Origin of the sequence: cf. Phormidesmis sp. LEGE 11477 (genome assembly GCF_015207105.1) — a bacterium.
GTDB lineage: Bacteria > Cyanobacteriota > Cyanobacteriia > Phormidesmidales > Phormidesmidaceae > Phormidesmis.
Map to the genome: position 1 here is coordinate 27,974 of NZ_JADEXO010000024.1, position 21,422 is coordinate 49,395.

Annotated in this window: 20 protein-coding genes; 6 read left to right on the top strand and 14 right to left on the bottom strand. The window is 50.5% G+C overall.

The genetic code is table 11. The features are described 5' to 3' along the window. Positions 1-3: 3 nt before the first annotated feature. The 3 genes from IQ256_RS09375 to IQ256_RS09385 form a co-directional block, all read right to left on the bottom strand. Positions 4-1,506 (bottom strand): hypothetical protein, encoded by a 1,503-nt coding sequence (locus IQ256_RS09375; protein WP_193855280.1) that lies wholly within the window; start codon positions 1,504-1,506, stop codon positions 4-6. A gap of 340 nt (positions 1,507-1,846) precedes the next feature. Continuing rightward, on the bottom strand, positions 1,847-3,148 hold the full coding sequence (locus IQ256_RS09380; protein ID WP_193855282.1) for a glucose-1-phosphate adenylyltransferase: 1,302 nt from the start codon (positions 3,146-3,148) through the stop codon (positions 1,847-1,849). Between the two features lie 234 nt (positions 3,149-3,382). Further along, on the bottom strand, positions 3,383-4,864 hold the full coding sequence (locus IQ256_RS09385; protein ID WP_193855283.1) for a serine hydrolase: 1,482 nt from the start codon (positions 4,862-4,864) through the stop codon (positions 3,383-3,385). 151 nt (positions 4,865-5,015) lie between these two features. Here IQ256_RS09385 and gatA point away from each other — a divergent pair, with 151 nt between their 5' ends. Then, the gene (gene gatA, locus IQ256_RS09390; RefSeq protein ID WP_193855284.1) at positions 5,016-6,458 is read left to right on the top strand and encodes an Asp-tRNA(Asn)/Glu-tRNA(Gln) amidotransferase subunit GatA; all 1,443 of its coding nucleotides are present in this window, start codon (positions 5,016-5,018) and stop codon (positions 6,456-6,458) included. A 168-nt stretch (positions 6,459-6,626) separates the two neighbouring features. On the opposite strand, the gene IQ256_RS09395 is transcribed toward gatA, so the two are convergent. The 4 genes from IQ256_RS09395 to IQ256_RS30345 all read right to left on the bottom strand — a co-directional run bounded on the left by IQ256_RS09395 (position 6,627) and on the right by IQ256_RS30345 (position 9,386). Continuing rightward, positions 6,627-6,944 (bottom strand): hypothetical protein, encoded by a 318-nt coding sequence (locus tag IQ256_RS09395; protein WP_193855285.1) that lies wholly within the window; start codon positions 6,942-6,944, stop codon positions 6,627-6,629. 145 nt (positions 6,945-7,089) lie between these two features. After that, positions 7,090-8,268 carry a sodium-dependent bicarbonate transport family permease gene (locus IQ256_RS09400; RefSeq protein ID WP_193855286.1) on the bottom strand — a complete coding sequence of 393 codons (1,179 nt, stop codon included), beginning with the start codon at positions 8,266-8,268 and terminating at the stop codon, positions 7,090-7,092. 621 nt (positions 8,269-8,889) lie between these two features. After that, entirely contained in the window at positions 8,890-9,165 is a 276-nt protein-coding gene (locus tag IQ256_RS09405) for a nucleotidyltransferase domain-containing protein (RefSeq protein ID WP_228024719.1), read from the bottom strand. A 47-nt stretch (positions 9,166-9,212) separates the two neighbouring features. After that, positions 9,213-9,386: a nucleotidyltransferase substrate binding protein gene (locus IQ256_RS30345; RefSeq protein ID WP_370623396.1), complete on the bottom strand. Its 174-nt coding sequence runs from the start codon at positions 9,384-9,386 to the stop codon at positions 9,213-9,215. Positions 9,387-9,782: 396 nt separating this feature from the next. Here IQ256_RS30345 and ilvC point away from each other — a divergent pair, with 396 nt between their 5' ends. Beyond that, positions 9,783-10,778 (top strand): ketol-acid reductoisomerase, encoded by a 996-nt coding sequence (gene ilvC / locus IQ256_RS09415; RefSeq protein ID WP_193855287.1) that lies wholly within the window; start codon positions 9,783-9,785, stop codon positions 10,776-10,778. Positions 10,779-10,856: 78 nt separating this feature from the next. Here ilvC and IQ256_RS09420 read toward each other — a convergent pair whose 3' ends face one another. Then, positions 10,857-11,780: an FTR1 family protein gene (locus tag IQ256_RS09420; RefSeq protein WP_193855288.1), complete on the bottom strand. Its 924-nt coding sequence runs from the start codon at positions 11,778-11,780 to the stop codon at positions 10,857-10,859. A 76-nt stretch (positions 11,781-11,856) separates the two neighbouring features. Then, on the bottom strand, positions 11,857-12,804 hold the full coding sequence (locus IQ256_RS09425) for an isopenicillin N synthase family oxygenase (RefSeq protein ID WP_193855290.1): 948 nt from the start codon (positions 12,802-12,804) through the stop codon (positions 11,857-11,859). A 410-nt stretch (positions 12,805-13,214) separates the two neighbouring features. Here IQ256_RS09425 and IQ256_RS29530 point away from each other — a divergent pair, with 410 nt between their 5' ends. Then, a complete protein-coding gene (locus IQ256_RS29530; protein ID WP_228024720.1) occupies positions 13,215-13,613 on the top strand; it encodes a hypothetical protein in 399 nt (132 codons plus the stop codon). Between the two features lie 89 nt (positions 13,614-13,702). Here IQ256_RS29530 and IQ256_RS09435 read toward each other — a convergent pair whose 3' ends face one another. Then, positions 13,703-15,340, bottom strand: coding sequence for an ATP-dependent DNA ligase (locus IQ256_RS09435; RefSeq protein ID WP_193855291.1), 1,638 nt, complete (start codon positions 15,338-15,340; stop codon positions 13,703-13,705). Between the two features lie 118 nt (positions 15,341-15,458). Here IQ256_RS09435 and IQ256_RS09440 point away from each other — a divergent pair, with 118 nt between their 5' ends. Further along, positions 15,459-16,391, top strand: coding sequence for an NYN domain-containing protein (locus IQ256_RS09440; RefSeq protein WP_228024721.1), 933 nt, complete (start codon positions 15,459-15,461; stop codon positions 16,389-16,391). Positions 16,392-16,477: 86 nt separating this feature from the next. On the opposite strand, the gene IQ256_RS09445 is transcribed toward IQ256_RS09440, so the two are convergent. Together IQ256_RS09445 and IQ256_RS09450 are read right to left on the bottom strand one after the other, a co-directional pair. Next, positions 16,478-17,218: a hypothetical protein gene (locus tag IQ256_RS09445; RefSeq protein ID WP_193855293.1), complete on the bottom strand. Its 741-nt coding sequence runs from the start codon at positions 17,216-17,218 to the stop codon at positions 16,478-16,480. Between the two features lie 21 nt (positions 17,219-17,239). Next, entirely contained in the window at positions 17,240-17,512 is a 273-nt protein-coding gene (locus IQ256_RS09450; protein ID WP_193855295.1) for a hypothetical protein, read from the bottom strand. A gap of 177 nt (positions 17,513-17,689) precedes the next feature. Between IQ256_RS09450 and IQ256_RS09455 the strand changes: the two genes are divergently transcribed. Beyond that, positions 17,690-17,866 (top strand): hypothetical protein, encoded by a 177-nt coding sequence (locus IQ256_RS09455; RefSeq protein ID WP_193855296.1) that lies wholly within the window; start codon positions 17,690-17,692, stop codon positions 17,864-17,866. Between the two features lie 219 nt (positions 17,867-18,085). Continuing rightward, positions 18,086-18,946: an SDR family oxidoreductase gene (locus IQ256_RS09460; RefSeq protein WP_193855297.1), complete on the top strand. Its 861-nt coding sequence runs from the start codon at positions 18,086-18,088 to the stop codon at positions 18,944-18,946. A 121-nt stretch (positions 18,947-19,067) separates the two neighbouring features. On the opposite strand, the gene IQ256_RS09465 is transcribed toward IQ256_RS09460, so the two are convergent. Next, complete coding sequence (locus IQ256_RS09465; protein WP_228024722.1) at positions 19,068-19,703, bottom strand: Crp/Fnr family transcriptional regulator; 636 nt, start codon at positions 19,701-19,703, stop codon at positions 19,068-19,070. Between the two features lie 159 nt (positions 19,704-19,862). After that, positions 19,863-21,272 (bottom strand): 3-isopropylmalate dehydratase large subunit, encoded by a 1,410-nt coding sequence (gene leuC, locus IQ256_RS09470; RefSeq protein ID WP_193855299.1) that lies wholly within the window; start codon positions 21,270-21,272, stop codon positions 19,863-19,865. Positions 21,273-21,422 lie beyond the last annotated feature (150 nt).

Below are 21,422 nucleotides of genomic sequence, written 5' to 3' on the forward strand. Positions count from 1 at the left end.
CGCTTAGTAGATCTGTTCTTTGCTCAGCTTTTCTTTTGCCAGGGCAATGCCGCCGACGGTAATCATCATAATGCCTGTCCACTGAATAATTTCTAAGCTACGAACGGGCATAAAGCTCAAAGACAGTAGCAAAGTTACTAACGGTGTGGTCGCGGCGACGATAGCTGTACGCGGCCCTGTAGCTAACAGGCTGGCATAGTTAAGCAAGTACGCAATCAACATTAGCAACCCAACCAGCAGGCCCCAGAGGAAAAAGCTTTCCCCGCTGAGGTCGACGAGCTGCAGCGGTTTGATCAGTAATACCAGGCTGCTGATTAGGGACACGGTAGAAAACTGGACGATAGATGTCGGGATAGGATGGCATCTTTGCCGATAGCAAAAATTGGTAAGCAGAATATATAGACTAAGGGCAGCGCTAGCAAGAAGTCCGATCCAGAGCTGGCTAGAGGAGCCGCTAACAAAGACAGGCTGTCCAACCAGCCAGCCTCCCATGGCGATCGCAACTAATGCAAGCAAGCCAAACGGCGTTAGTGATCGCGGCTGACGAAAGACGATCCTAGAAGGAATATCCGTCAGCGGATAGAGGAACAATAGCGCCGAGCTAATCGCCGCACCCATCAGGCCAATGCTTTGATACAGCAGCACCTGCGAGAGAAATAGAGCCGTGCCGCTAGCGACAACTGGCCAGAGCAGCTGCTCGCGAATATAAAACCAGTCATGTAGGTCATGCCAAGTATTTCTATATAGCTGAGGTGCCAGCAAAACTAGGCCCGGTAGGATCACAAGCATTCTCAGCCAGAGAAACGCAGTCGATGGTAGAAATCCAGCGCCGAGTTGCCCGATATCAACTAGATCAAACCAGGTGCCGCCCTGACTTAGGGTGCCGAATATGCAGTAGTGCAGCGCGGTGATTAGCGTTGTAATCACGCTCAAGATCAGTCCCCTATTCCCGTTGCCAGTTGCACCGACAGCTACATTGCCAGTTGCGCTTGGAAGGGGCATGCCTATCTGCTGCTGTACTAACCGCTGGCGGCGCTGCTCAGAGGTGGCGGGTGTCGGCAGCTCTAGCGTTCGATCCTGGCTAGCAGCGGTAGTCTCTGGTGTCGGTGGCTCACTCTCGCCCGGCAGAAGCGGACCAGCCGTCCAGGGATTGACTCTCTGCGTATGCGCTGCTGACGCTGCGGATGTATCTATCAACAGCTCTGAAGCAGCGGATGTTTCGGCTGATGGGCCAGCGCGATCGGGGTCTGTATCAGCAAGCTGGCGAAGGGTCTGCGTCAGTGAGATCAGCTGAGTATAGTCTGCTTGCAAGGCATCTATCTGACTTTGCAGATGGTCTTTCTCTGCCTCCAGACGGCTTCTTTCTGCTTCTAACTGCTCGATGTGCTGGGTTAGCCGACCGGCGTGACGACGCTGAACGGTTTCTATAGAAATCTCTTCTAAAGTGATCGGATCTTCCGGCTGCTGCGAATCGTCGCTATTAAAGTCTGAGTTGACCGACGCCATTAGTAATTTGCAAATGCTGTCTCTAACATATAGATAAAGTGGCTGTTTGCTGAAACCTCTGCTGAGAGTCTTACCAGATCATGGGTCACTGTGGTTGATATGCGTGCTACAGGCGGTGTAATTTCTCTGAAATGATCAAACAGATCGAGGGCCGAAGACAAAAGAAAGGAGTCCAATCAATTGAACTCCTATGAGATCAGATCTAAGGTAAACGCTTTTTGAACAATACAAACACTCTTCGAATGCCGCGAATGCCTTAGCTAGTCCAGGTTTCACCTAGGTTTCCAAGCTATGTATCTGTGTCAGCTTTGCCTATATGATTTTGCCTATGTAACTTTGCTTAGATGATAGTGCCATCAGGAATCGTGGCATTTTTTAGTACAACGACGATACCGCTACGGATGTAATAGCCTTCGTCTTCGCGTTCAGCCTCTTCTACATTGTCTTTGTTGATGATTTGAACATTCTTACCGATACGAGCGTTTTTATCGATGATAGCTTTGCGAATAACTGAGCCTTCACCAATCCCAATGGGGATTTTGTCCGGCTGTCCGGCAGTGATCGGGAATTCACCATCCTCGTCCATCTTCTCGTAATAGTCAGCGCCAATCAGCAGGGCGCTGTCAATCTCACAGTTGGCATGGATGCGCTGACGCAGACCAATAACCGAATTGTGAATGCGGCACTGTTTTAGAATGCACCCCTCGCTGATAATTGACTTGGTGATCTGGCTGTCTTTGATTTTACTGGGGGGCAAGTAGCGCGATCGCGTGTAGATCGGAGACTCTTCGTTATAGAAACTAAAGGCTGGATTAGGCTGCTCGGTTAGGGCAATATTGGCATCGTAAAACGCCTCAATGGTCCCAATATCTTCCCAATAGCCCTTGAATAAGTAGGCTTGAACGTTGTAATCGCGAGAGGAAGCTGGAATGATCTCTTTACCAAAGTCTGTCTGCTCTGGGTTGTTCTTGAGCAGATCGATCAACACCTGCTTTTTAAACACATAAATGCCCATAGAGGCGATAAATGGCTTTTCTTCCGCTTCTTCAGGAGAAAGACCCATGGCGGTTGTATCGACCTTCATGGCCTCAAGCGCCTCGCCTTTTGGCTTCTCAGAAAAATCAACAATGCGGTTGGAGTCATCGACCTTCATCAGACCGAAACTAGAGGCAGTTTTGTAACCGATTGGCACCACAGAAAGCGTGACATCTGCGCCACTTTCACGGTGCTTCATCACGTAATCGCTGTAGTCCATGCGATAGAGATGATCGCCCGAAAGGATAATAAATTCGTCTACATCGGCCTCTTCAAACATCCATAGATACTTACGCACCGCATCAGCGGTACCTTCAAACCAGCTCGGACTGTCAGGAGTTTGCTGCGCGGCCAAAACTTCTACAAAGCCGTCGCTAAACGTAGAAAAGTTGTATGCCTTTGAAATGTGCCGATTCAGCGAAGCCGAGTTGAACTGAGTCAGCACGTAAATTTTAAAAATATCGGAATTTAAGCAGTTACTGACTGGAATATCGATCAGTCGGTACATGCCTGCTAAAGACACCGCAGGTTTTGCACGGACTTTTGTCAGCGGGTAGAGGCGGGTGCCAGCACCACCGCCCAAAATTATTGAAAGTACTCTTTTCACAACGTCAATCCTGGCTCAAGATACAGGCCGTTCTCACATCACAATCAGTGTGAGCGGGTATCTGCCAGTTGGCAAGAGGGGATCGATACATATCTCTATTTCTAATTGCAGAAATCCGGGTTTACCGGGGCAAAGAAATATCTTTGATCAAGGGTTAATCGATCAAGAATAAGCTAAGGCTTAAGTGAGTCGAGTCTTACCAGCCAGTGCTTGGGTTAGCACTATTCTGTTCTCCTACAACGATCTGGCTCTCGATCTGCGCGTAAATTGGGTAGTGGACTTGACGGCAGATCTAGCAATCGACTGGGCGGGCGGCGAACCTATCTCTGCTTGATCGAACTCTGTGACAATCGGCTCTGTAGCAATCGGCCCGTTTTCTATCAGGTGGTTGGCCACGCCTTTGATCAGCTCTCGCAGCGCGATCGCATCGGCGCTATGGTTAATCGCAACGGTTAGGGCGTAGCGCTCGGCGTCTATTTTCATCACCAGCGTCGTCCCTAGCATGCGCTCGTTTTGTCCAGTCTTTTCACCTATCCATTCCACAGCGGGCCCGACTTCTTGCAGCGCCCGATAGCCAAGTTCTTGATCCTTTTGGGTTTGCAGTGCCTGTAGCAGCTTTTCATCGCCAGGGTGAGTCAGACGGTAGGTATTAACCATCATGGTGGTGACATCGTCGGTGGTGATGCGGTTGCTCTGGGTGCCGGGGTTGGGCGGCAAGATGCGATCGCCAGCCAGCTTGTGATCGACGAAGGTGTTTGTGTAGCCTTGATCTATCAGGGTTTTGTTGATTGCCCCTCGGCCTACGTAGTCAATGAGCTGATTGGTAGCGATGTTGTTGCTTTCGCTGATCATCCGATCCATGACCTGCAGCAGCGGATATTCTTGATCTACTTCAATCGTCGCCCCGAGCGCGTTTTCAGTAAAGTTCTGCGGATCGATGTAGAGCTTGCTGTTCGGGCCTAGATTTTCGGCGTGGATTTTGTCTAGAACGGCGATCGCAATGGGCAGCTTGATCAAGCTAGCAGGACTTGCCAACAGTTGTTCACCCTGATAGTGACGACACCAGTCAGCGCTGTAACCGCTTTGAGCCGCCTGCGTACTGATATCGATTGCTGCAGATGAACTAGGCGATGAATTGAGTGGCGATGGATAAGGCTCTGATAGATTAGGAGGCAAGTCGATCTGGCAAAGAGTGATATGCACAGCGGCTGGTGATATCTGAGCGGCCTTAATGATGTCGGCTAGAAACGCGCTATCGGCAGCGAGCACTTTCTGCTCTGCAGTGGCCAGCAGCGTTTTGTAGTGCGCCTTCTTATCGTTGACCTGCTGATAGATTAAAGCGTCTCTAGAAATGGTTGATAGCTTTTGCAGTGAGCTGTGCCATAGAACCCTTTCCTGCCGAGTAAATGCTAGGCTCGCGGCGGGCGTGTCAGCCGTCTGAGCCGCCTGATAGGCGTCCACTGCCTGCCGGGCAAGCGCTACGGCCTGATCGAAGTTGGCCCTGTCAGCATTTTGCTCAATCAGAACGTTTCGCGCCGCTAGCGTACTCCCAGTTGCGTCGTTAGGTGCTGCCTTATGCTTTGATCGTTCTTCATTTGATCCAAAAGCAGATTGTCTAGAAAGCATCGTTTCTAGCGGCGTTGCTAGCTCCCCTGTCAGAATGAATAGAGCGCTAGCGGTGGTTGCGATCGCAGCGGTATACCAAAAGCCAGACATAGGCGCAAAGTCGACCCTATCGAAAGTGGATATGAGAGCTTAACAAAACTACGTAAACTGCTTCGCCATAGAGAATACCATCTAGACGGTTCTGTGGTCTGTCGGCCTGTTACCCTTCTATATAGCTTCGGTCAATACAAGAGGAACCCCTATGTCAGCCATCCGCGAGTTGCACAAACAGCTCACGACCAAAGAGCGTAGCGCCGTTGAAATCACGCAGGCTCAGCTTGATCATGCCCAAGCCGTAGAGTCTCAACTCAACAGCTTTGTTTCTTTGACGGCTGAGAAGGCACTCGCTCAGGCCCAAGCCGTAGACGACAAGATTGCGGCTGGTGAGGATATTGGTCTGCTAGGAGGAATCCCGCTCGCCCTCAAAGACAATCTATGCACAAAGGGTATTCGCACGACCTGCAGCTCTCGAATCTTAGAGAATTTTGTGCCGCCCTATGAGTCGACCGTGACCGAGCGCCTAGATGCAGCCGGGGCCGTCTTTGTCGGCAAGACCAATCTAGACGAGTTTGCGATGGGCGGCTCGACCAAAAATTCTGCCTTCGGCCCCTCCAAAAATCCGTGGGATGTCAGCCGCGTGCCGGGTGGATCTTCGGGTGGATCGGCAGCGGCAGTTGCCGGGGGGCAGGTGCCAGTTGCCCTGGGCTCTGATACAGGCGGCTCAATTCGTCAACCGGCTTCTTTCTGCGGCATCGTTGGGATGAAGCCGACTTACGGCCTGGTTTCTCGCTTCGGGCTGGTGGCCTTTGCCTCGTCGCTCGATCAGATTGGCCCGTTTGGGCAAACGGTCGAAGATGCGGCAATCTTGCTAGGTGCGATCGCCGGACACGATCCCAAAGATGCGACTAGCCTCAAAGTCGACATTCCCGACTATACAAAGTTCCTAACCTCAGATCTCAAAGGACGCACCGTCGGCGTGATCAAAGAAACCTTTGGCGATGGGCTAGATAGTGAAGTCGGTGGGGCTGTACAAGCAGCCATCGACCAGCTCACAGCCCTAGGCGCAAAAGTCAAAACCATTTCCTGCCCTCGGTTCAACTACGGCGTATCGGCCTATTACATCATTGCTCCCTGTGAGGCATCCGCCAACTTAGCCCGCTACGATGGCGTACGCTATGGCCTGCGTTCATCCGAACCTAACCTGCTTTCGATGTACAACAAAACTCGATCCGAAGGCTTTGGCGATGAGGTCAAGCGTCGGATCATGATCGGCACTTATGCACTATCGGCAGGCTACTACGACGCCTTTTATCTAAAGGCGCAAAAAGTCCGAACGCTGATGAAGCAAGACTTTGAGAAAGCCTTTGAAGAGGTCGATGTCCTCGTCAGTCCCACCGTGCCAACCACAGCCTTTAAAGTCGAAGAGAAAGACGATCCGCTCAGCCTGTATCTGCTCGATCTGATGACGATTCCGGTCAATATGGCCGGACTACCGGGTATGAGCGTGCCTTGCGGATTTGACAAAAGCGGATTGCCGATTGGCCTGCAGCTAGTGAGTAACGTTCTGCGCGAAGATCTGCTGTTTGAGGTGGGTCATGCCTATGAGCAGGCGACTAAGTGGCATCGGCACAGACCTAAGCTTTAGCGGATCATTCAGAAACGGTGCTAAGAAGCATTGCCGACCAGTCGAATTGCTAGGGCTTAGGCGATCGCCGATCAATGGCTAAGCTCTCTTGCTAAACCTCCTGAAAACGCAGCAAAAAGAGCCGGAGGCATGTCTCCGGCTCTCTTATTTGTTCGGTTGGGGCTTGAGTTAGAACTTGTGCGCGTGCAGCACTTCCATCACATCACAGAGATAGGCAATGCCTGAATAATCGTCAAAAAACTGCGATGCGACCGCATCCGAAATCTTCACAGCCATGTCTCGATTGGGGGTCAGGATCTCGAACTTGATGTTCGCGTAGGTGTCGGAAACGGTGGGTTGCCCTGACGAGCGCACGTTGCGACTGCCTTTACCGCCAGCGTCCACCACTGTATAACCGGTAGCACCAGCTTCGTCTATAATCCTGCCAATCTTTTTCAGCAACAGCTTTTCTGTAACGATGACGAGCTTGCTGGCTTGCTGGGTCATGTTAGTTACCTCCTAAACGTGTGTATTCATTAAACTACATAAGAACTGAGGAAAACGGCAGAATTGCGTCCCATAGCGCTGATCTAGCCGCTGCGTTGGTCGCCAAGTTCAGAAGAGCATCGGCAAACCTAAGCTTAGCTAGGGTTCAGCTACCGCCTAGCGCCTGAGCGAGCCCAATGAAGAGCGGTATGCCTATGGCAAGCGCGACCGGTGTACCGACGGCTGTGGATGAGCCGATGTAAGCAGAGGGATTGGCCGACGGAATACCCGCGCGTAAAGTGGGTGGCCCAGAAATGTCTGAGCTAGAGGAAGCAATGACGGCTAGAATGACGACGCCGCCAAGGCTAAACCCTGTGGTGACATGGGCAATCATACCCAGACCGAAGGCGATGAATCCATGCAGTAGCGGTGCGACAAAAGCATACAAAGCATACCACTGGCCCACCTTTCGCAGCTCGCCAAGCCTGGCTGTAGCTTCCATTCCCATGACTAGCATCAAGATCGAAAGCAGGCCACGGAAGAGGGGATCGAAGAAGCTTTCGTAGACGCTTTCTGGTCGGGTGAGAATGCCTAACGCAAGACCGAGCAATAGTGCCGATAGGGCAGAGCCTTGAAGGCTTTCCTTAATGATGGGCCAGATCTCGACACGCTTTGCTGGGGCAGACCCCTGACTGTTGGGATACCCATGTGCGGTAATGCCCTGCTCATTCGGATAGTCGCTTGCGATAACGCGCTGGTCACTGGGATAGCCGCCTGCGGCAACAGCAGGCTGTTTGCTGAGTGCCTCTTGCCTGCCGAGCGCCTCATGCTTGCTGATCGCCTGGTCTGCGGCAGTGCGCTGCTTGGTGACATAAATGCTGGCTATGACAATCGCAGTCACAAGCGCCGGGATATCCATGAATGGATAGAGTGCGGCAGCCCAAGGTTCGTATGGGATGCTTTCCGTTTCCAGTATCGTTAGGCCAGCAGCGAGGGTAGAACCACTCACCGCACCGAATAAGCCTGCGGTCGCGATCGCATCCACAGGTTTGACTTTCGGCATCAGGGCCAGTGTATAGCGCCCGATAAATACGATTAAGATTCCTATTATCACGGCAAACAGCGCCGGTAATAGCATCTCCAACAGATTGGCATTGCGGATCGCAATACCGCCGCTCAATCCAACTTTTATAAGCAGCATGAAAACAATAAACTTATAGATCGGATCTGGGATTGTCAGTCGGCTATTGACAGCGGCAACGACCATACCCCCAATTAGAAAGCCAAGCGTCGGAGACTGTAGCTTATCCAAGAAGAGCGCTAAGAAATTGGATAGAAAATCCACGGTGTAATTCCTCCTTAATCAGAAAAATTTGAAAAAAGTAAGGGCGAAGCGCTTCACCCCCACGGTAGAGGCGTTACGCCAAAAACCTATTGACAGGCCGTTCAAAAGCAGCTTTTCTCTGAACGGGCGGAAAGCGAGGTAACCTCATATCACTTTCCATAGATATAAATCTATCGATGACCGAACCTGTATATGCTTAAGTCTATCTTAAAACGTGTCAGAAATTACACCAGGCCCCACGAGTTAGTAGAGCAATGATAAATATAAAGCATAAGTTTTCCTTTTATTCGATAACATTCTATATATCTCTGGCTAATAGATAATAGAGGCTAAGCAGATCCTCCCTACCTACTGCTACTTTTCAACAAGGAGTAGGTAGGTCTATGACGGGTCAAGGGCTCAGCTAAGAGCGAAGAGGTAGAACAATCACAAGCTTTTCTCCTCGCACTGAACTACGCCTTTAGGAAATACGCCTTTAGTGACAGTGAGGATCAACATCTATACAAGCTTAAGAATTAATTTGAGCCCTGCTCTATGTCTGTCTTTGTGTGCCGCTAGTTTGTGTGCCGCTAATAGAACAACACCTGTGTTGCGCGAGGTTTCACTTCATCAGGCCCATCATCAGACCGAAAACAAAACTATGCCTACTCGGTCAATGTGATCTCGCAAAGGCTCGTTTCCTAAGCTGTCATAGTCCACAACGTCAAAAAAATAAGGTAGCGGTCGTTCTTCATTCAAGCTCTCTGATAGTTGAATAACCGTAGAATAAGTGATGCCTTTTCCTTTGATCGAAAGATCTACGTCTGAGCCTCGGTGATGAGTTCCCTTTGCCCGAGACCCAAACAGAATGACCTGATCGATTTCTTCCAGCTCGGCGGCAGCAGCACGAATATGCATAAGGTCACGCTCTATGAGTCCATGACTCACTCTTTCTAGCCTATGACTCATCGCTCTGCTTCTGCTTTCTTGGTTGTGAGGGTCTCGTACAGTGCCGCAATTAAAGGGTAATAGCGTTCTCGAATACGCTGCTCTACGGTTTGAGCAATCTTTTCTTTGTATGTATGTGCGGTTAGGTTTCTATCTTGAAGAGCATCTATCCATCCATGGCCTTCGCCGATGGATTCTTAACGCTCAGCGCTTCAGTCAGTAACAAGAAAGTCCGCTCGAAGTTGGAATAGCGCTGTATCCAGCGAGTATCAGGATCAACCACACACTTATTTTGTTGTACAAGTATTCTACAAGTTTGACATAGGTCTGATGCTTGAATCTATGGTGATTGCCACTTTGCCCCCACATCTTCCTGCATTGAGATTTTAGCAGTGAAACCCTTGCCACAAGAGGACAGAGTGATTATCTAGCGTATGGACACCTCCAATGCTGGCTGTATCTGCAGAGGTTTGGAGTTTTCAATAGCTTGAGAAGCCGCCTGTTTGATAAAATCAAACGCTCGACCCCCGTTCACATGCCTGTTTGCCCTCATGCACCAGGATGCCGCAGTTCAAGGAGAACTTTCAATGGCCAAAATGTATTACGACAGCGATGCCAATCTAGACCTACTCAATGGTAAGACGGTGGCAATCATCGGCTATGGTTCACAGGGCCATGCTCATGCGCTCAACCTCAAAGACAGCGGTGTGAATGTAGTAGTAGGGCTCTATGAAGGTAGTCGCTCTAAGGCCAAAGCAGAAGCAGAAGGGCTGGCCGTCAAATCAGTTGCCGACGCCGCTAAGGTTGCCGATTTCATCATGATTTTGCTGCCGGACGAAGTGCAGCGTAGCGTCTACAAAGAAAGCATTGAGCCTGGTCTAGAGGCTGGAAATGTCGTGGCATTTGCTCACGGTTTCAATATTAATTTCGCTCAAATTGTCCCACCTGAGAATGTAGACGTAGTCATGGCTGCGCCTAAAGGGCCTGGCCATTTGGTTCGCCGTACCTATGAGCAAGGGCAAGGCGTTCCAGCACTGTTTGCGGTTTATCAAGATCCTTCTGGTCAGGCTCGCGATCTGGCGATGGCCTATGCCAAAGGGATTGGTGGCACCCGCGCTGGCATTTTAGAAACTACGTTTCGCGAGGAAACAGAAACAGATTTGTTTGGAGAACAAGCAGTGCTCTGCGGTGGCCTTAGCGAGCTGATCAAGGCCGGGTTTGAAACCTTGACAGAAGCGGGATATCAGCCCGAACTCGCTTATTTTGAGTGCCTACACGAAGTGAAGCTGATTGTGGATCTGATTGTCGAAGGCGGTTTGGCCAAGATGCGCGATAGCATCTCCAATACGGCTGAATATGGTGACTATACTCGGGGCCCTCGGGTGATCACCGCAGACACTAAGGCAACGATGAAGCAGATCCTCAAAGAGATTCAGACCGGACAGTTTGCGCGTGAGTTCGTGCTAGAAGCTCAGTCTGGAAATGCCGGGTTCAATGCTACACGGCGGATCGAAGCTGAGCACCCAATTGAGGAAGTCGGTAAGGACTTGCGGGCAATGTTTAGCTGGCTAAAAAAGGTTTAGATCTAGCTGTCTAACAAAGTAAGGATATGGCGTTTCTCGACTGCAGCCGAGAGACGCCATATTTTTCTGGTGGACCTGTTACTGGTTGGTTGCCTGCTTGATGCCAGAAGACTGGTCGATAATGCCAAGGCTACGGAAGTAGCGACCGCCCACACCGAATAGAAAGCTTGCATAGGCTAATGCTTGGAGCAGGTAAATGTGATCTCGATAGCCTAGGAGCGTTTTAAACAAGATGCCAGGAAAGCTTTTGTCAGGTAGAACGGCGCTAGCGTCCCACAGCTGCGGCCCTAGAATACAGGACTGACTGCTGATACATAGATCTAGATCAGGCTTGATAATACTTATGGCAGTGAAGGCCGCATCTAGATTTTTGCAGACGGACACGACTAGTCCAGCAACGATCAACAATAGGAAAATGCCCATCGCTTGAAAGAACAGTTTGAGATTGATGCTTACTCCAAACTTGAACAAGGCAATGCCAATCAGGAACGCCCCAAAGAGTCCAGCTACGGCTCCGCCAATGCCGGCTACGCTTTGCTCTAAGTTGCTAAACAAAAACAAGACAGTCTCAAAGCCTTCACGCAGCACCGCAATACACACTAAGCTAAAGACGCTGATACTCGCGCCTTCTGAGTCAGCCAAAGCATCTTTGAGCGAGCCTTCTACTGCTCCTTTCATATTTTTGGCTTGCTGCGTCATCCAGATCAGCATCCAGCTCAGCATGACAATAGCGACACTGCCGAAGAGAACGCCCAGCAGTGGCTTGAGCAGTCCCTGAAGCGCAGGTAGGGTGTACTGCACCTGGGTTAGGGTAAGGCCCAGAAAAATGCCGATCAGTATGCTGCCGGCGATACCTGCGGCTACTCCTCCGTATACCCATTTATTCAGCTCGGTGCGGTTTGCTTTGTTCAAACAGGCCAGCACGATACCGACGACTAGGGCCGCTTCTACGCCTTCTCTAAGCGTGATGACGAAGGTTGGAATAGCTGAGGAAAAATCCATGACAACAGGCAGTGGCTTACGGTAAGGACTATGATTGATTATGGCCTGAATCCGTCAACTTGAGGGGCACAAAGCCTCAAGCTAAGCCAATCTCCTTTAATCTTTGCTGCAAATATTCTTCAGCGGTCTGAGCCGGAAATAGCTGATTGCCGCCCGTTTTTTCTATGCAGCTAGAGAGCGGGGTGAGATCGAACTCAGGGCGCGGGTGAACAAAGAAGGGCATAGAAAAGCGGCGATTGCGGCTGCTAGTCGGGTTGACAACGCGATGAGTAGTGCTTTTGAGCAGGCCGTTGCTCAGTGACTGCAGCATATCGCCCGTATCGACGATGATTTGTCCAGGCGTCGTCTGTACGGGCAGCCAGTCTCCATTTGGCTGAAGCAGCTCTAGCCCAGGCGTTGTGGCTTCGCATAGCAGAGTGATTAGGTTGATGTCTTCGTGAGGGGCGGCGCGCTGGCTAGCAGGGATAGCATCCGCCGAGACTGGCGGGTAGTGAATGATGCGTAGGATAGTTTGGCCTTCGGCAACTTGCGTAGAGAAAAAATCACTGGGCTGCTGTAGGTACTGGGCGCAGGCTTGCATGAGCTGACTGGCACAGGTTTCGAGCTGCTCGAATAGGGCGCTCATCACCGGTCGAAACTGGGGGACTTCTTTGGGCCAAAGGTTTTCTGGGTAGCTGACAGGATGGGCGGTGAGCTTTTCTCTGCCTAGGTGCCAAAACTCTTTTAGATCAGGGGCAGCGCTGTCTTTGGCGTGCTCTTTGCCAAACTGGGTGAACCCGCGCTGGCCTTTCATCTGGGCGATCGCATACTGCATTTTCGTCGATTCGGGCAGCGCAAAAAAGGCTTCTGCTGTGCCGTAGGCCGTATCGATCAGGCGCTGTTCTATCCCGTGATTGACTAGGGCAAAAAACCCTAAATCCGCGAGCGCATCACCTAGGGCCGAAACAAAAGCCACGCGCTGACTACTGTCCCCAGCTGAATTAAAATCTTTGAGGTCTAAAACGGGAATGGTTTGAGCAGTCATGACTAGCGTCAAGGAATTTCAAGAATGGTTATTCTAACAGTTGCCTTTTCAGGCAACTGACGGATGCTATACAAATTTGTCCTTAGTGAATGAGAATTTAATAAACTGTCTGATTTCAAGTCTTACCGCAAGCCCTCATCCTAAATCCTTCTCCCTGGGGGAGAAGGACTTCAAGCTCCCTCTCCTTCGGGAGAGGGTTGGGGTGAGGGCGGCAGAAAATGTGCATCTTATTAAATTTTCGATCCTTAGTGAATGAGCCAGCAGACGAATCTTCCTAAGCCGGAAGTCTTTGATGCATTCGGGTTAAAGGAAGCGGTAGACTCTAAGACAAAGATACAAAAAGAAAAGATACAAAGTTTACGCTGTCTTTGTTGCGCTGTTCCCTTTGCACTGCTTTTGGCGCTGCTCTAATGCTCTCCTTAAAATCTCTGCTGGTTGATAAGTTCTTGTCGGTTTGGTGGGCTGTAGTGATTGCGATGCTAGCGCTGCCGTTTGCCGTCTGGCTATTAAACGTAGTTAACGCGCCTGCTGAGTCAGATATCTGCCGACTCTTTAGCGGTCACCAAGTCTGCATTAATAGCATTCGCCGTAGCGCCAAAAGCTATTGGGAGTATCGAACTGTCGTAAGTATAGATGGCGTTAGACAGCCACTGGAGCTTTATAACTGCCGCGATCGCGCTCGGATCTTAGCTAGTGACGGCAGCATTGTTCCTTTTTTGACGGGTAAAACTGGCGATTGGGTCTGCCAGCTGACTGTACCTACCCGGTCCAAACAGATTAGAGAACGCGGCGAAATCAAGATGCGCTGACTTCGGCTCCGCTCAGCTTTGCGGTCATCTCGCCTGAGGGTTGAGTGGAGTCGTAGGCGCTTCCTTTTCTCGTAGAATAGCCCGGCTTCTTAGACTCGGCTTTTTAGTAGCGCGATCGCACTTGCTAGCGTATCTGCTTCTTTCATCGGTTTATCTGTTCGCCAGCGCAGAATTCTAGGGAAGCGCACCGCAATTCCCGACTTGTGCCGCTTTGATTCAGCAATGCCCTCAAAGCCAATCTCAAAGACATGAAACGGCTCAACCGAGCGCACCGGACCAAATTTTTCATTGGTATGTCGGCGAATCCAGCGATCTAGCTTTTCAATCTCGGCATTGTCTAGACCAGAATATGCCTTGGTAAAGGGCACCAGCGTCCTGCCTTCTCCTTGGCCTTTCCACAGCGCAAATGTATAGTCAGTAAATAGGTTAGAGCGCTTACCGGTCCCTGCTTGGGCATAGATCATCACCGCGTCCAAAGTCATCGGATCGACCTTATGCTTCCACCAGTAGCCGCGCTTTCTACCGACTAAGTAAGGGCTGTTTAGGGCTTTTAGCATCAGCCCTTCTGCGCCCATGGCTCTAGATTGCGATCGCCAGTCTTCTAACGCTTCAAACGTCTCGAACGCTAGCGGCTTTGCATAGCTAATACACTCATTGGGATGCTGGTCAATCAAAGCCGTCATCGCTGCTCGTCTAGCCTGTAAGGGCATGGTTCGAATATCCTCACCCTCCTTTTCTAGTAAGTCGTAGGCGATGAAATGCACCGGATTTTCTGCCATCAGCTTCTTAGTTACTCGCTTTCGGCCCAGCCGCTTTTGCAAAAAATTGAAGTCTAGCGGTTTCTCTGCATCCCAACAGACAATCTCGCCATCTAGTACAGTTCCATCAGGTATCACGCCGACTGCCGACTCGAACTCAGGAAACTGGTGGGTAATCAGATCTTCTCCTCGCGACCAGATAAATAGCTGGCCCTCCCGGTAGATCAGCTGAGCGCGAATGCCATCCCATTTCCACTCAGCCTGCCACTGCTCCATCGGCTCAGCCGCAAACTTTTCTACATCAATCGGCGCTGCCAAAAAGAAGGGATAAGGTCTACTGGGGCTTGCATCGGTTTCATCTGGATCGATCAGAGCCTGATAAAACTCGCCCGTAGTCTCAATGTCGCCCATCAGCCGATGGGTTAGAACCGCCTCTGTCAGCCCATACTCCGCCGACAGCGCTTTGACCACTAGCTTGGTACTTGCCCCCATCCGAAAAGCGCCCGTTAGCACCTTGTTGAGCACGAAGATCTCATCGTCTTGTAAATTAGCCCACCAGTCGATAACGAGGTTTTTCAGGCGATCGCTTTCCTTATCCTTAATTTCCTTGACCTGCGGAATCACCGACTCCATCCACTCATGCAGCGGCGTGTCACCCCCTGCGCTCGAAGTACCCGTTGGCTCGATTGAGACATCGCGCAGCAGCAAGGCAATAGTCTCTGCCGTATCGCCGACATGCGAGGCGCTCTCCTCAAACAGCCATTCTGGTATCTCTGAAATCTGTAAAAAGATCTCGCGCAGCACCCGAGAAGTAATCAGCCGCTTTCGCGTTTTACTCATCAGCAGATAAAGCGCCCATATCGCATTTTGGGGGTTTTCATCGTGAAAGTATTGCTGTATGGCCCTGACTTTTGCGTTCGTCGATGTGGTGGCATCTACGTCTAAAAACAGCTGCGTAAATCGTTTCATGCTCTCTAATAGTCTTAGTCTCGGGCATTATTAAATTATTTGCTGACATTTGAGAAAGGTGAGTACTCAGCCTTTACGATGTTAAAGTTCGCAACATTTTGATATATCCAGAGTTCCATTGAAGTTATCTGATACCGACTTTGCCAATACAGAGGCGACGCCTCCGTGTGATATGAAAAAAGCTGACGAGCACGATAGTCGTGATCCTAGCCAAAGTAAGGCTTCTGATCGTGAAGCTAGCGTTACAGACCACCCTTTGGCTAGTGCTGAAGCGGCTAATACTGAAGTGCAAGCTACGATTAGAAGAACCCGCTCTAGAACCAAGCTTTCTACCAAACCTAAATCCACATCGAAGCTTTCATCGCCTGTTTTGTCTACTAATTTGCCCAGTGATTCGCCTAGTAAGAAAAACAGCACCAGCGATTCTTCACCTGAGCCTCCTAAAACAGCAAGTAAAAGGAAGGAGCGTGATGCTACTGCTAATTCACTCAAGCCAGGTAGCAAGTCAGACAGAAAAACTATCAAAACCCAGCCTAGTCCGCCAGCGAACTCTTGGCCTGTGACTCAAAGTAGCGATCTAATCACCATCTTTATTGATGGCTCTAATCTTTTCTATGCAGCCTCCCATTTGAACATAGAAGTAGACTATCGCCGTCTCTTGACCTCTCTAGTCAGAGGCCGTCGTCTGCTGCGGGCGTATTTCTACACGGGCGTAGATCCTCAAAACGAAAAGCAGCGTGGCTTTTTGCTGTGGCTCAACCGTCATGGGCATCGTGTCGTCAGCAAAGAGCTAACCAATCTACCCGATGGCTCTCGCAAGGCAAACATGCATGTAGAGATGGCCGTTGATATGATGCGTATTGCAGAATACTGTCCAAATATCACTTTACTAGGCGGCGATGGCAACCTGGCTTACGCGCTGCAGGTGCTAAGTCAGCGCGGTACGTTTATTGAGGTGGTGAGCCTGCAGTCTATGACTAGCGATAGCCTGATTGACTTAGCTGATTCGTACACGGATTTGGCGGACTTGCGCGATGCGATTAAGCGCTAAACTCACAGCTGCGGACAACTGCGGACAACTGCGGACTCTGGGCGATCGCATCCGACTTGCACCTAACAGCTAACAATGAACTAGCGTTACAAGACTAGCAGCAGACCAGAATAGCCAACTGCTCCAATAGCAAACGTCCAAAATCGACTCTCCCTTTCTTGAGGCAGCTCTTCTTTCAAGATGTTCAAGATGATACCGCCAGCTAGAAAGGCAAACAGCACGGCTGTGATGGCTTCGTCTATCTCGGTTTGGGTACCAATTACCCAGCCACAGATGACAGCCGCTGCTAATATCCACTTACCCACGCGAGAATAAGGCCGTTTGTGGTCTTCCCATAGGCTGTAGTCGTTGACTAGAAAGTGAAGCGCCATAGCGATCACATACAGCCACAGCCCGATTAAGCTCGGTTCTTCGCGATGCATCAGTAAATAGCCGATCAGCGCGTTATACAGTCCAAAAGACACCATGTGTAGCCAAAACACACCCGGTTGGGTCTCGTCGCCATCGCCTTCTTGTCTGCTTCGATGCCTAGAAACCTTAGCGGCTCTTTCTAGACCATAGAATGCAATCATCCCTAGCAACGCTAGGACATACACATGGTGTTCAATCGCCGAGAGGGCAGTGGTACTCTCTTGAAATTCTGATTGGGCCTCACTCAAGTCAGGCAGCACATGGACAAAGACATAGGCGACCGAGACCCCGCTACCGAAAGAAAGCCATCGACTGCGAGGCGATCGCTTCAAGAACTTGAACCGGCTAGCCACCACGTGAATTAGCGCTAGGAAAAGTGCAGATAGTCCAGCTAGTACAACATCAGAGCTATGCATTGCTATGGCTACTGATTACGGCTACTGAATCGAGCTGCTGTCGCTGCGGCGAGCTTGAGACGCGCCTTGCTGTGACAGGACATCTTCGTCTATTGATTCGTCACTTAAATTACTCTGAGCTCTTTGGACATCGGCAGGCGTAGCCTCAGGCACATTCATTTGGCTAGCCGATGTATCAGACGGCGTACAAGCCGTTGTCATCAACATCACCAGCAGCCCCGCTACTAGCACAATGACCAAGCGCCGCAATCTACCTAGCGTCACTAGCTGGCCCACATGTAGAAAATTGTTCATACTCGTCTCTAGGTTGCTATCAATGAGAGTTTATAAAGATTTTCTTAAAACTCACGCTATGAGAATAAGTCACTTGCCAAAAACTTGTCTTCCGACTGAGGGCATAGTTTGAGTTAGACCACTACGCTACTAACATTCTTTCGTTTGCGTTGTCTTGATAAGAAGATTAGAAAAACCATGAATAGTGACTTGGGCCGACTTGCAATCATTCTTTCAATTCTGCTACTGATTATCTTTCCTTTTGCGGGCCTAGCGCCTTTGACACTGTTATTCTTTGTTGCAGTTTGCGGGTGGGGAGCGCGTTTGTTTAGCACCGTTGTGGGCGCAACTGAGCCAAGAGACTCAGATCAGTAGGCCAACACGGTAAGCCAGTAGACAAGCCAATCGATACACCAGTTGCCAGGCTCAAGGCTCTACTAGCCCAAGAAGTAAGGTCTTTCTCTTGGTTCTTTCGGTATAGACCTGCTGGTATAGGTTTAGTAGAGTAAAGTGGCCTAAAAGTCTACTTTTAGGAGGTAAAAAAAGCTGTTCAAAACCGCTTTTCTAAAAGGGTACTTTAACGAAAATAAAGAGATGCCCATTTCCGCTGATCAGATCCCCGCTCAGTCGCAAGACAAACAGCCCGCTCATGAGCATGAGATGACACCCGCGCCCATTTATGATCGCGAGAGCTACAAAGGTAGTGAAAAGCTCAAAGGTAAAGTGGCGCTAATTACTGGCGGTGATAGTGGGATTGGCAGATCGGTCGCAGTGCTGTATGCGAAAGAAGGCGCTGACGTGGCCATTTCTTACCTGGATGAGCAAAAGGACGCTGAGAAAACAAAGTCGCTAGTAGAAGCGCAAGGGCAGAAGTGCCTGCTGCTGCCTGGAGATATTAGTAACGAGACTTTCTGTCAAGAAGTCGTGCAAAAGACAGTAGATCAGCTCGGGCAGCTAGACATCCTAGTCAGCAACGCGGCTGAGCAGTACATGGAAGATGATTGGGAAGAGATTGACTCGGCTAGGCTGGGTAGCATCTTTAGCACCAATGTCTTTCCAATGTTCTACTTCACAAAGGCGGCCTTGCCGCATCTGAAAGAGGGCAGCTCAATCATCATAACCACCTCTATCAATGCGTATAAGGGCAATGATTCGCTGCTGAGTTATTCGACCACGAAAGGGGCGAACTTGGCATTTTTGCGATCGCTTTCTCAGCGCGTTCTAGAAAAAGGCATTCGCGTTAACGGCGTTGCCCCTGGCCCAATCTGGACGCCTTTCATCCCCGACGCCTTCCCTGCCGATCAAGTAGAAGGCTTTGGCAAGCAGGTACCGATGAAGCGCCCCGGTCAACCAGTAGAAGTCGGCACCTGCTTTGTATTCCTAGCGTCCGAAGATTCCTCTTATATCACTGGGCAGGTGCTCCATCCTAATGGCGGCGTAGTAGTTGGTGCGTAGGTCGTTTCATGAACGCCACCCTCTCTCTTGTTTAATAACAGGCGAGAGGGTGGCAAGTTTGTAAAACCTAAGAGGTTTTTAGAGGAGTTTTTTTTGGGTGGAAACTCTTAAACAGAAATTTCTAGACAGAAATTCCCAGACTCTGAGGCGTCACAATTAGCTGACGGCGATGCACCCTTAGCCAGCCCTCATTTTTGAAATCGCGTAGCAGCCTGGTCACAGTCACTCGGGTGGTGCCAATGATCGTCGCTAGCTGATGATGGGTTAGCCTGATGGTGATGCGGACGCCATCGGGCCCAACTTGACCAAAATCTTGAGCCAGCTGAACGATCAGGCTACGTAGACGATCGGTCACTAGGCGCTTGCCCGAAAAAGCTAGCCACGCTTCTGTCTGCTGTAAACGACGAACTAACTGCGGAAACAGGGCTGCCGATAGCGCCGGAGAAGATTCTATTTCACTGATAGACAGCGGCAGCAGGTTAACTTCACTCAGTGCGGTTGCCCAGTATGGGTGGATGTGAGTCAGTGATGCGCCAAACGCCATCGTTGAGCCGCAGAGTCCGACGATCGTCTCATTACCATCGGCATGGATTGTATGCAGCTGAACGGTGCCCCGACAAATAATGTAGATATGCTGAGACTGTAGCGGGATGGTCAATCCGGCAGTGTAGGTAACGAGCGATCGCTCCTCGTACAGTCTTTCTAGATGCTTGACAAATGGCGTCGATGTCTCACGAACCGGTACAGACGTAGTCAAAGACAAAACAATAGCCCCGATAGATCTAATCTTTTGGACCTATCTTGCAAGACAAAAGTTAACCGTTAAAAAAGAGTAGGTTAAGAGATGTATTGCAAAATACAAAGCTCTCTAAACCTTCTCTTAACCTATTCTCGAAACATCTGCTACGAACATCTGCTAGACGGGTTCCAACTGCCGAACATCAGTGACCTGTCCGGTGACCGCTGCCGAAACCACCATTGCCGGACTCATCAGCAGCGTTCGCCCCGAAGACGATCCCTGCCGCCCCTTGAAATTCCGATTAGAAGAAGACGCGCTAATCTGAGTGCCCTGTAGCTTATCAGGGTTCATCGCCAGACACATAGAGCAGCCAGGCTGACGCCATTCAAACCCTGCCGCCTCAAATATCTTATCTAGCCCTGCCGCTTCGGCCTCTACCTTCACCCGCTCCGAGCCAGGGACGACAAACGCCTTTACCCCAGAAGCAACGCGGCGACCCTCAGCAACTTTAGCCGCCTCTTGCAAGTCGCTGAGCCTGCCGTTGGTACAGCTACCAATAAAGCAAACGTCAACCTTGGTACCCTCAATCTGCTGCCCTGGCGAAAGCTGCATGTAGCGATAGGCTTCTTCGGCAATAGGTCGCTCGTCTTCTGGCAGGGTCTCTGGCGTGGGAATCGTCTCGTTTACGCCGATGCCCTGCCCAGGCGTGATGCCCCAAGTGATTGTCGGTGCAATCTCGGCAGCGTCAAATTTAACTACGTCATCGTATTCGGCGTCCGCGTCGCTACGCAGACTCTTCCACCAGGCGATCGCATCATCCCACTGCTCAACCTTAGGAGCGAAATCGCGTCCTTTTATATAGTCGTAGGTGACCTGGTCTGGGTTGACGTAGCCGCAGCGAGCGCCGCCTTCAATCGACATATTGCACAGCGTCATTCGCCCTTCCATAGACAGGCTGGCGATCGCGCTACCGGCAAATTCATAGGCATAGCCGACTCCGCCTTTCACGCCTAGCTTACGAATGATATGCAGAATAATGTCTTTGGCAAACACGCCTTCAGGCAGTTCCCCATTCACCTCAATGCGGCGAACTTTCAGCTTCGCTAGGGCCAGCGTTTGAGAGGCGAGCACATCTCGAACTTGGCTAGTGCCGATACCGAATGCGATCGCGCCAAAAGCCCCATGCGTAGAGGTATGGCTGTCCCCACAGGCGATCGTCATTCCCGGCTGGGTCAGTCCCTGTTCTGGTGCGATCACATGCACAATTCCTTGAGAGCCAGATCCGACATTGAAAAAGCGAATACCGTGCTCAGAAGTATTGGCCTCTAGCGCCGCCATCATCTTCTCTGCCATCGGATCGGCAAAGGGGCGCGACTGATCTTCTGTCGGTACGATGTGATCGACCGTGGCGATGGTGCGATTAGGGTACATCACCTTAAGACCGCGCTCGTTTAGCATGGCAAAGGCTTGTGGACTAGTCACCTCATGGATCAGGTGTAGGCCAATGAATAGCTGAGTTTGGCCAGAAGGCAGTGTGCCTACGGTGTGGGCGTCCCAAACTTTGTCAAAAAGTGTGCCTTTGCTCATAGCGATATCGGGCTCAAAAAGCGCTGAAAATTAGTAAAACGGAATCGATTAACTATAGAACGAATCAATCAACTATAGTAGACTACATGGCCGCCTGTCGGCGGCAAGCGCGGTATTGATAAGATTGGTTGAGAAGTCAGTCAAACAGAG

Coding starts and splice junctions, on each gene's coding strand:
- IQ256_RS09375 (WP_193855280.1), bottom strand. CDS start 1,506: ATGGCGTCGGTCAACTCAGACTTTAATAGCGACGATTCGCAGCAGCCG.
- IQ256_RS09385 (WP_193855283.1), bottom strand. CDS start 4,864: ATGTCTGGCTTTTGGTATACCGCTGCGATCGCAACCACCGCTAGCGCT.
- gatA (WP_193855284.1), top strand. CDS start 5,016: ATGTCAGCCATCCGCGAGTTGCACAAACAGCTCACGACCAAAGAGCGT.
- IQ256_RS09395 (WP_193855285.1), bottom strand. CDS start 6,944: ATGACCCAGCAAGCCAGCAAGCTCGTCATCGTTACAGAAAAGCTGTTG.
- IQ256_RS09405 (WP_228024719.1), bottom strand. CDS start 9,165: ATGCATATTCGTGCTGCTGCCGCCGAGCTGGAAGAAATCGATCAGGTC.
- ilvC (WP_193855287.1), top strand. CDS start 9,783: ATGGCCAAAATGTATTACGACAGCGATGCCAATCTAGACCTACTCAAT.
- IQ256_RS09420 (WP_193855288.1), bottom strand. CDS start 11,780: ATGGATTTTTCCTCAGCTATTCCAACCTTCGTCATCACGCTTAGAGAA.
- IQ256_RS09425 (WP_193855290.1), bottom strand. CDS start 12,804: ATGACTGCTCAAACCATTCCCGTTTTAGACCTCAAAGATTTTAATTCA.
- IQ256_RS29530 (WP_228024720.1), top strand. CDS start 13,215: ATGCTCTCCTTAAAATCTCTGCTGGTTGATAAGTTCTTGTCGGTTTGG.
- IQ256_RS09435 (WP_193855291.1), bottom strand. CDS start 15,340: ATGAAACGATTTACGCAGCTGTTTTTAGACGTAGATGCCACCACATCG.
- IQ256_RS09445 (WP_193855293.1), bottom strand. CDS start 17,218: ATGCATAGCTCTGATGTTGTACTAGCTGGACTATCTGCACTTTTCCTA.
- IQ256_RS09450 (WP_193855295.1), bottom strand. CDS start 17,512: ATGAACAATTTTCTACATGTGGGCCAGCTAGTGACGCTAGGTAGATTG.
- IQ256_RS09455 (WP_193855296.1), top strand. CDS start 17,690: ATGAATAGTGACTTGGGCCGACTTGCAATCATTCTTTCAATTCTGCTA.
- IQ256_RS09460 (WP_193855297.1), top strand. CDS start 18,086: ATGCCCATTTCCGCTGATCAGATCCCCGCTCAGTCGCAAGACAAACAG.
- leuC (WP_193855299.1), bottom strand. CDS start 21,272: ATGAGCAAAGGCACACTTTTTGACAAAGTTTGGGACGCCCACACCGTA.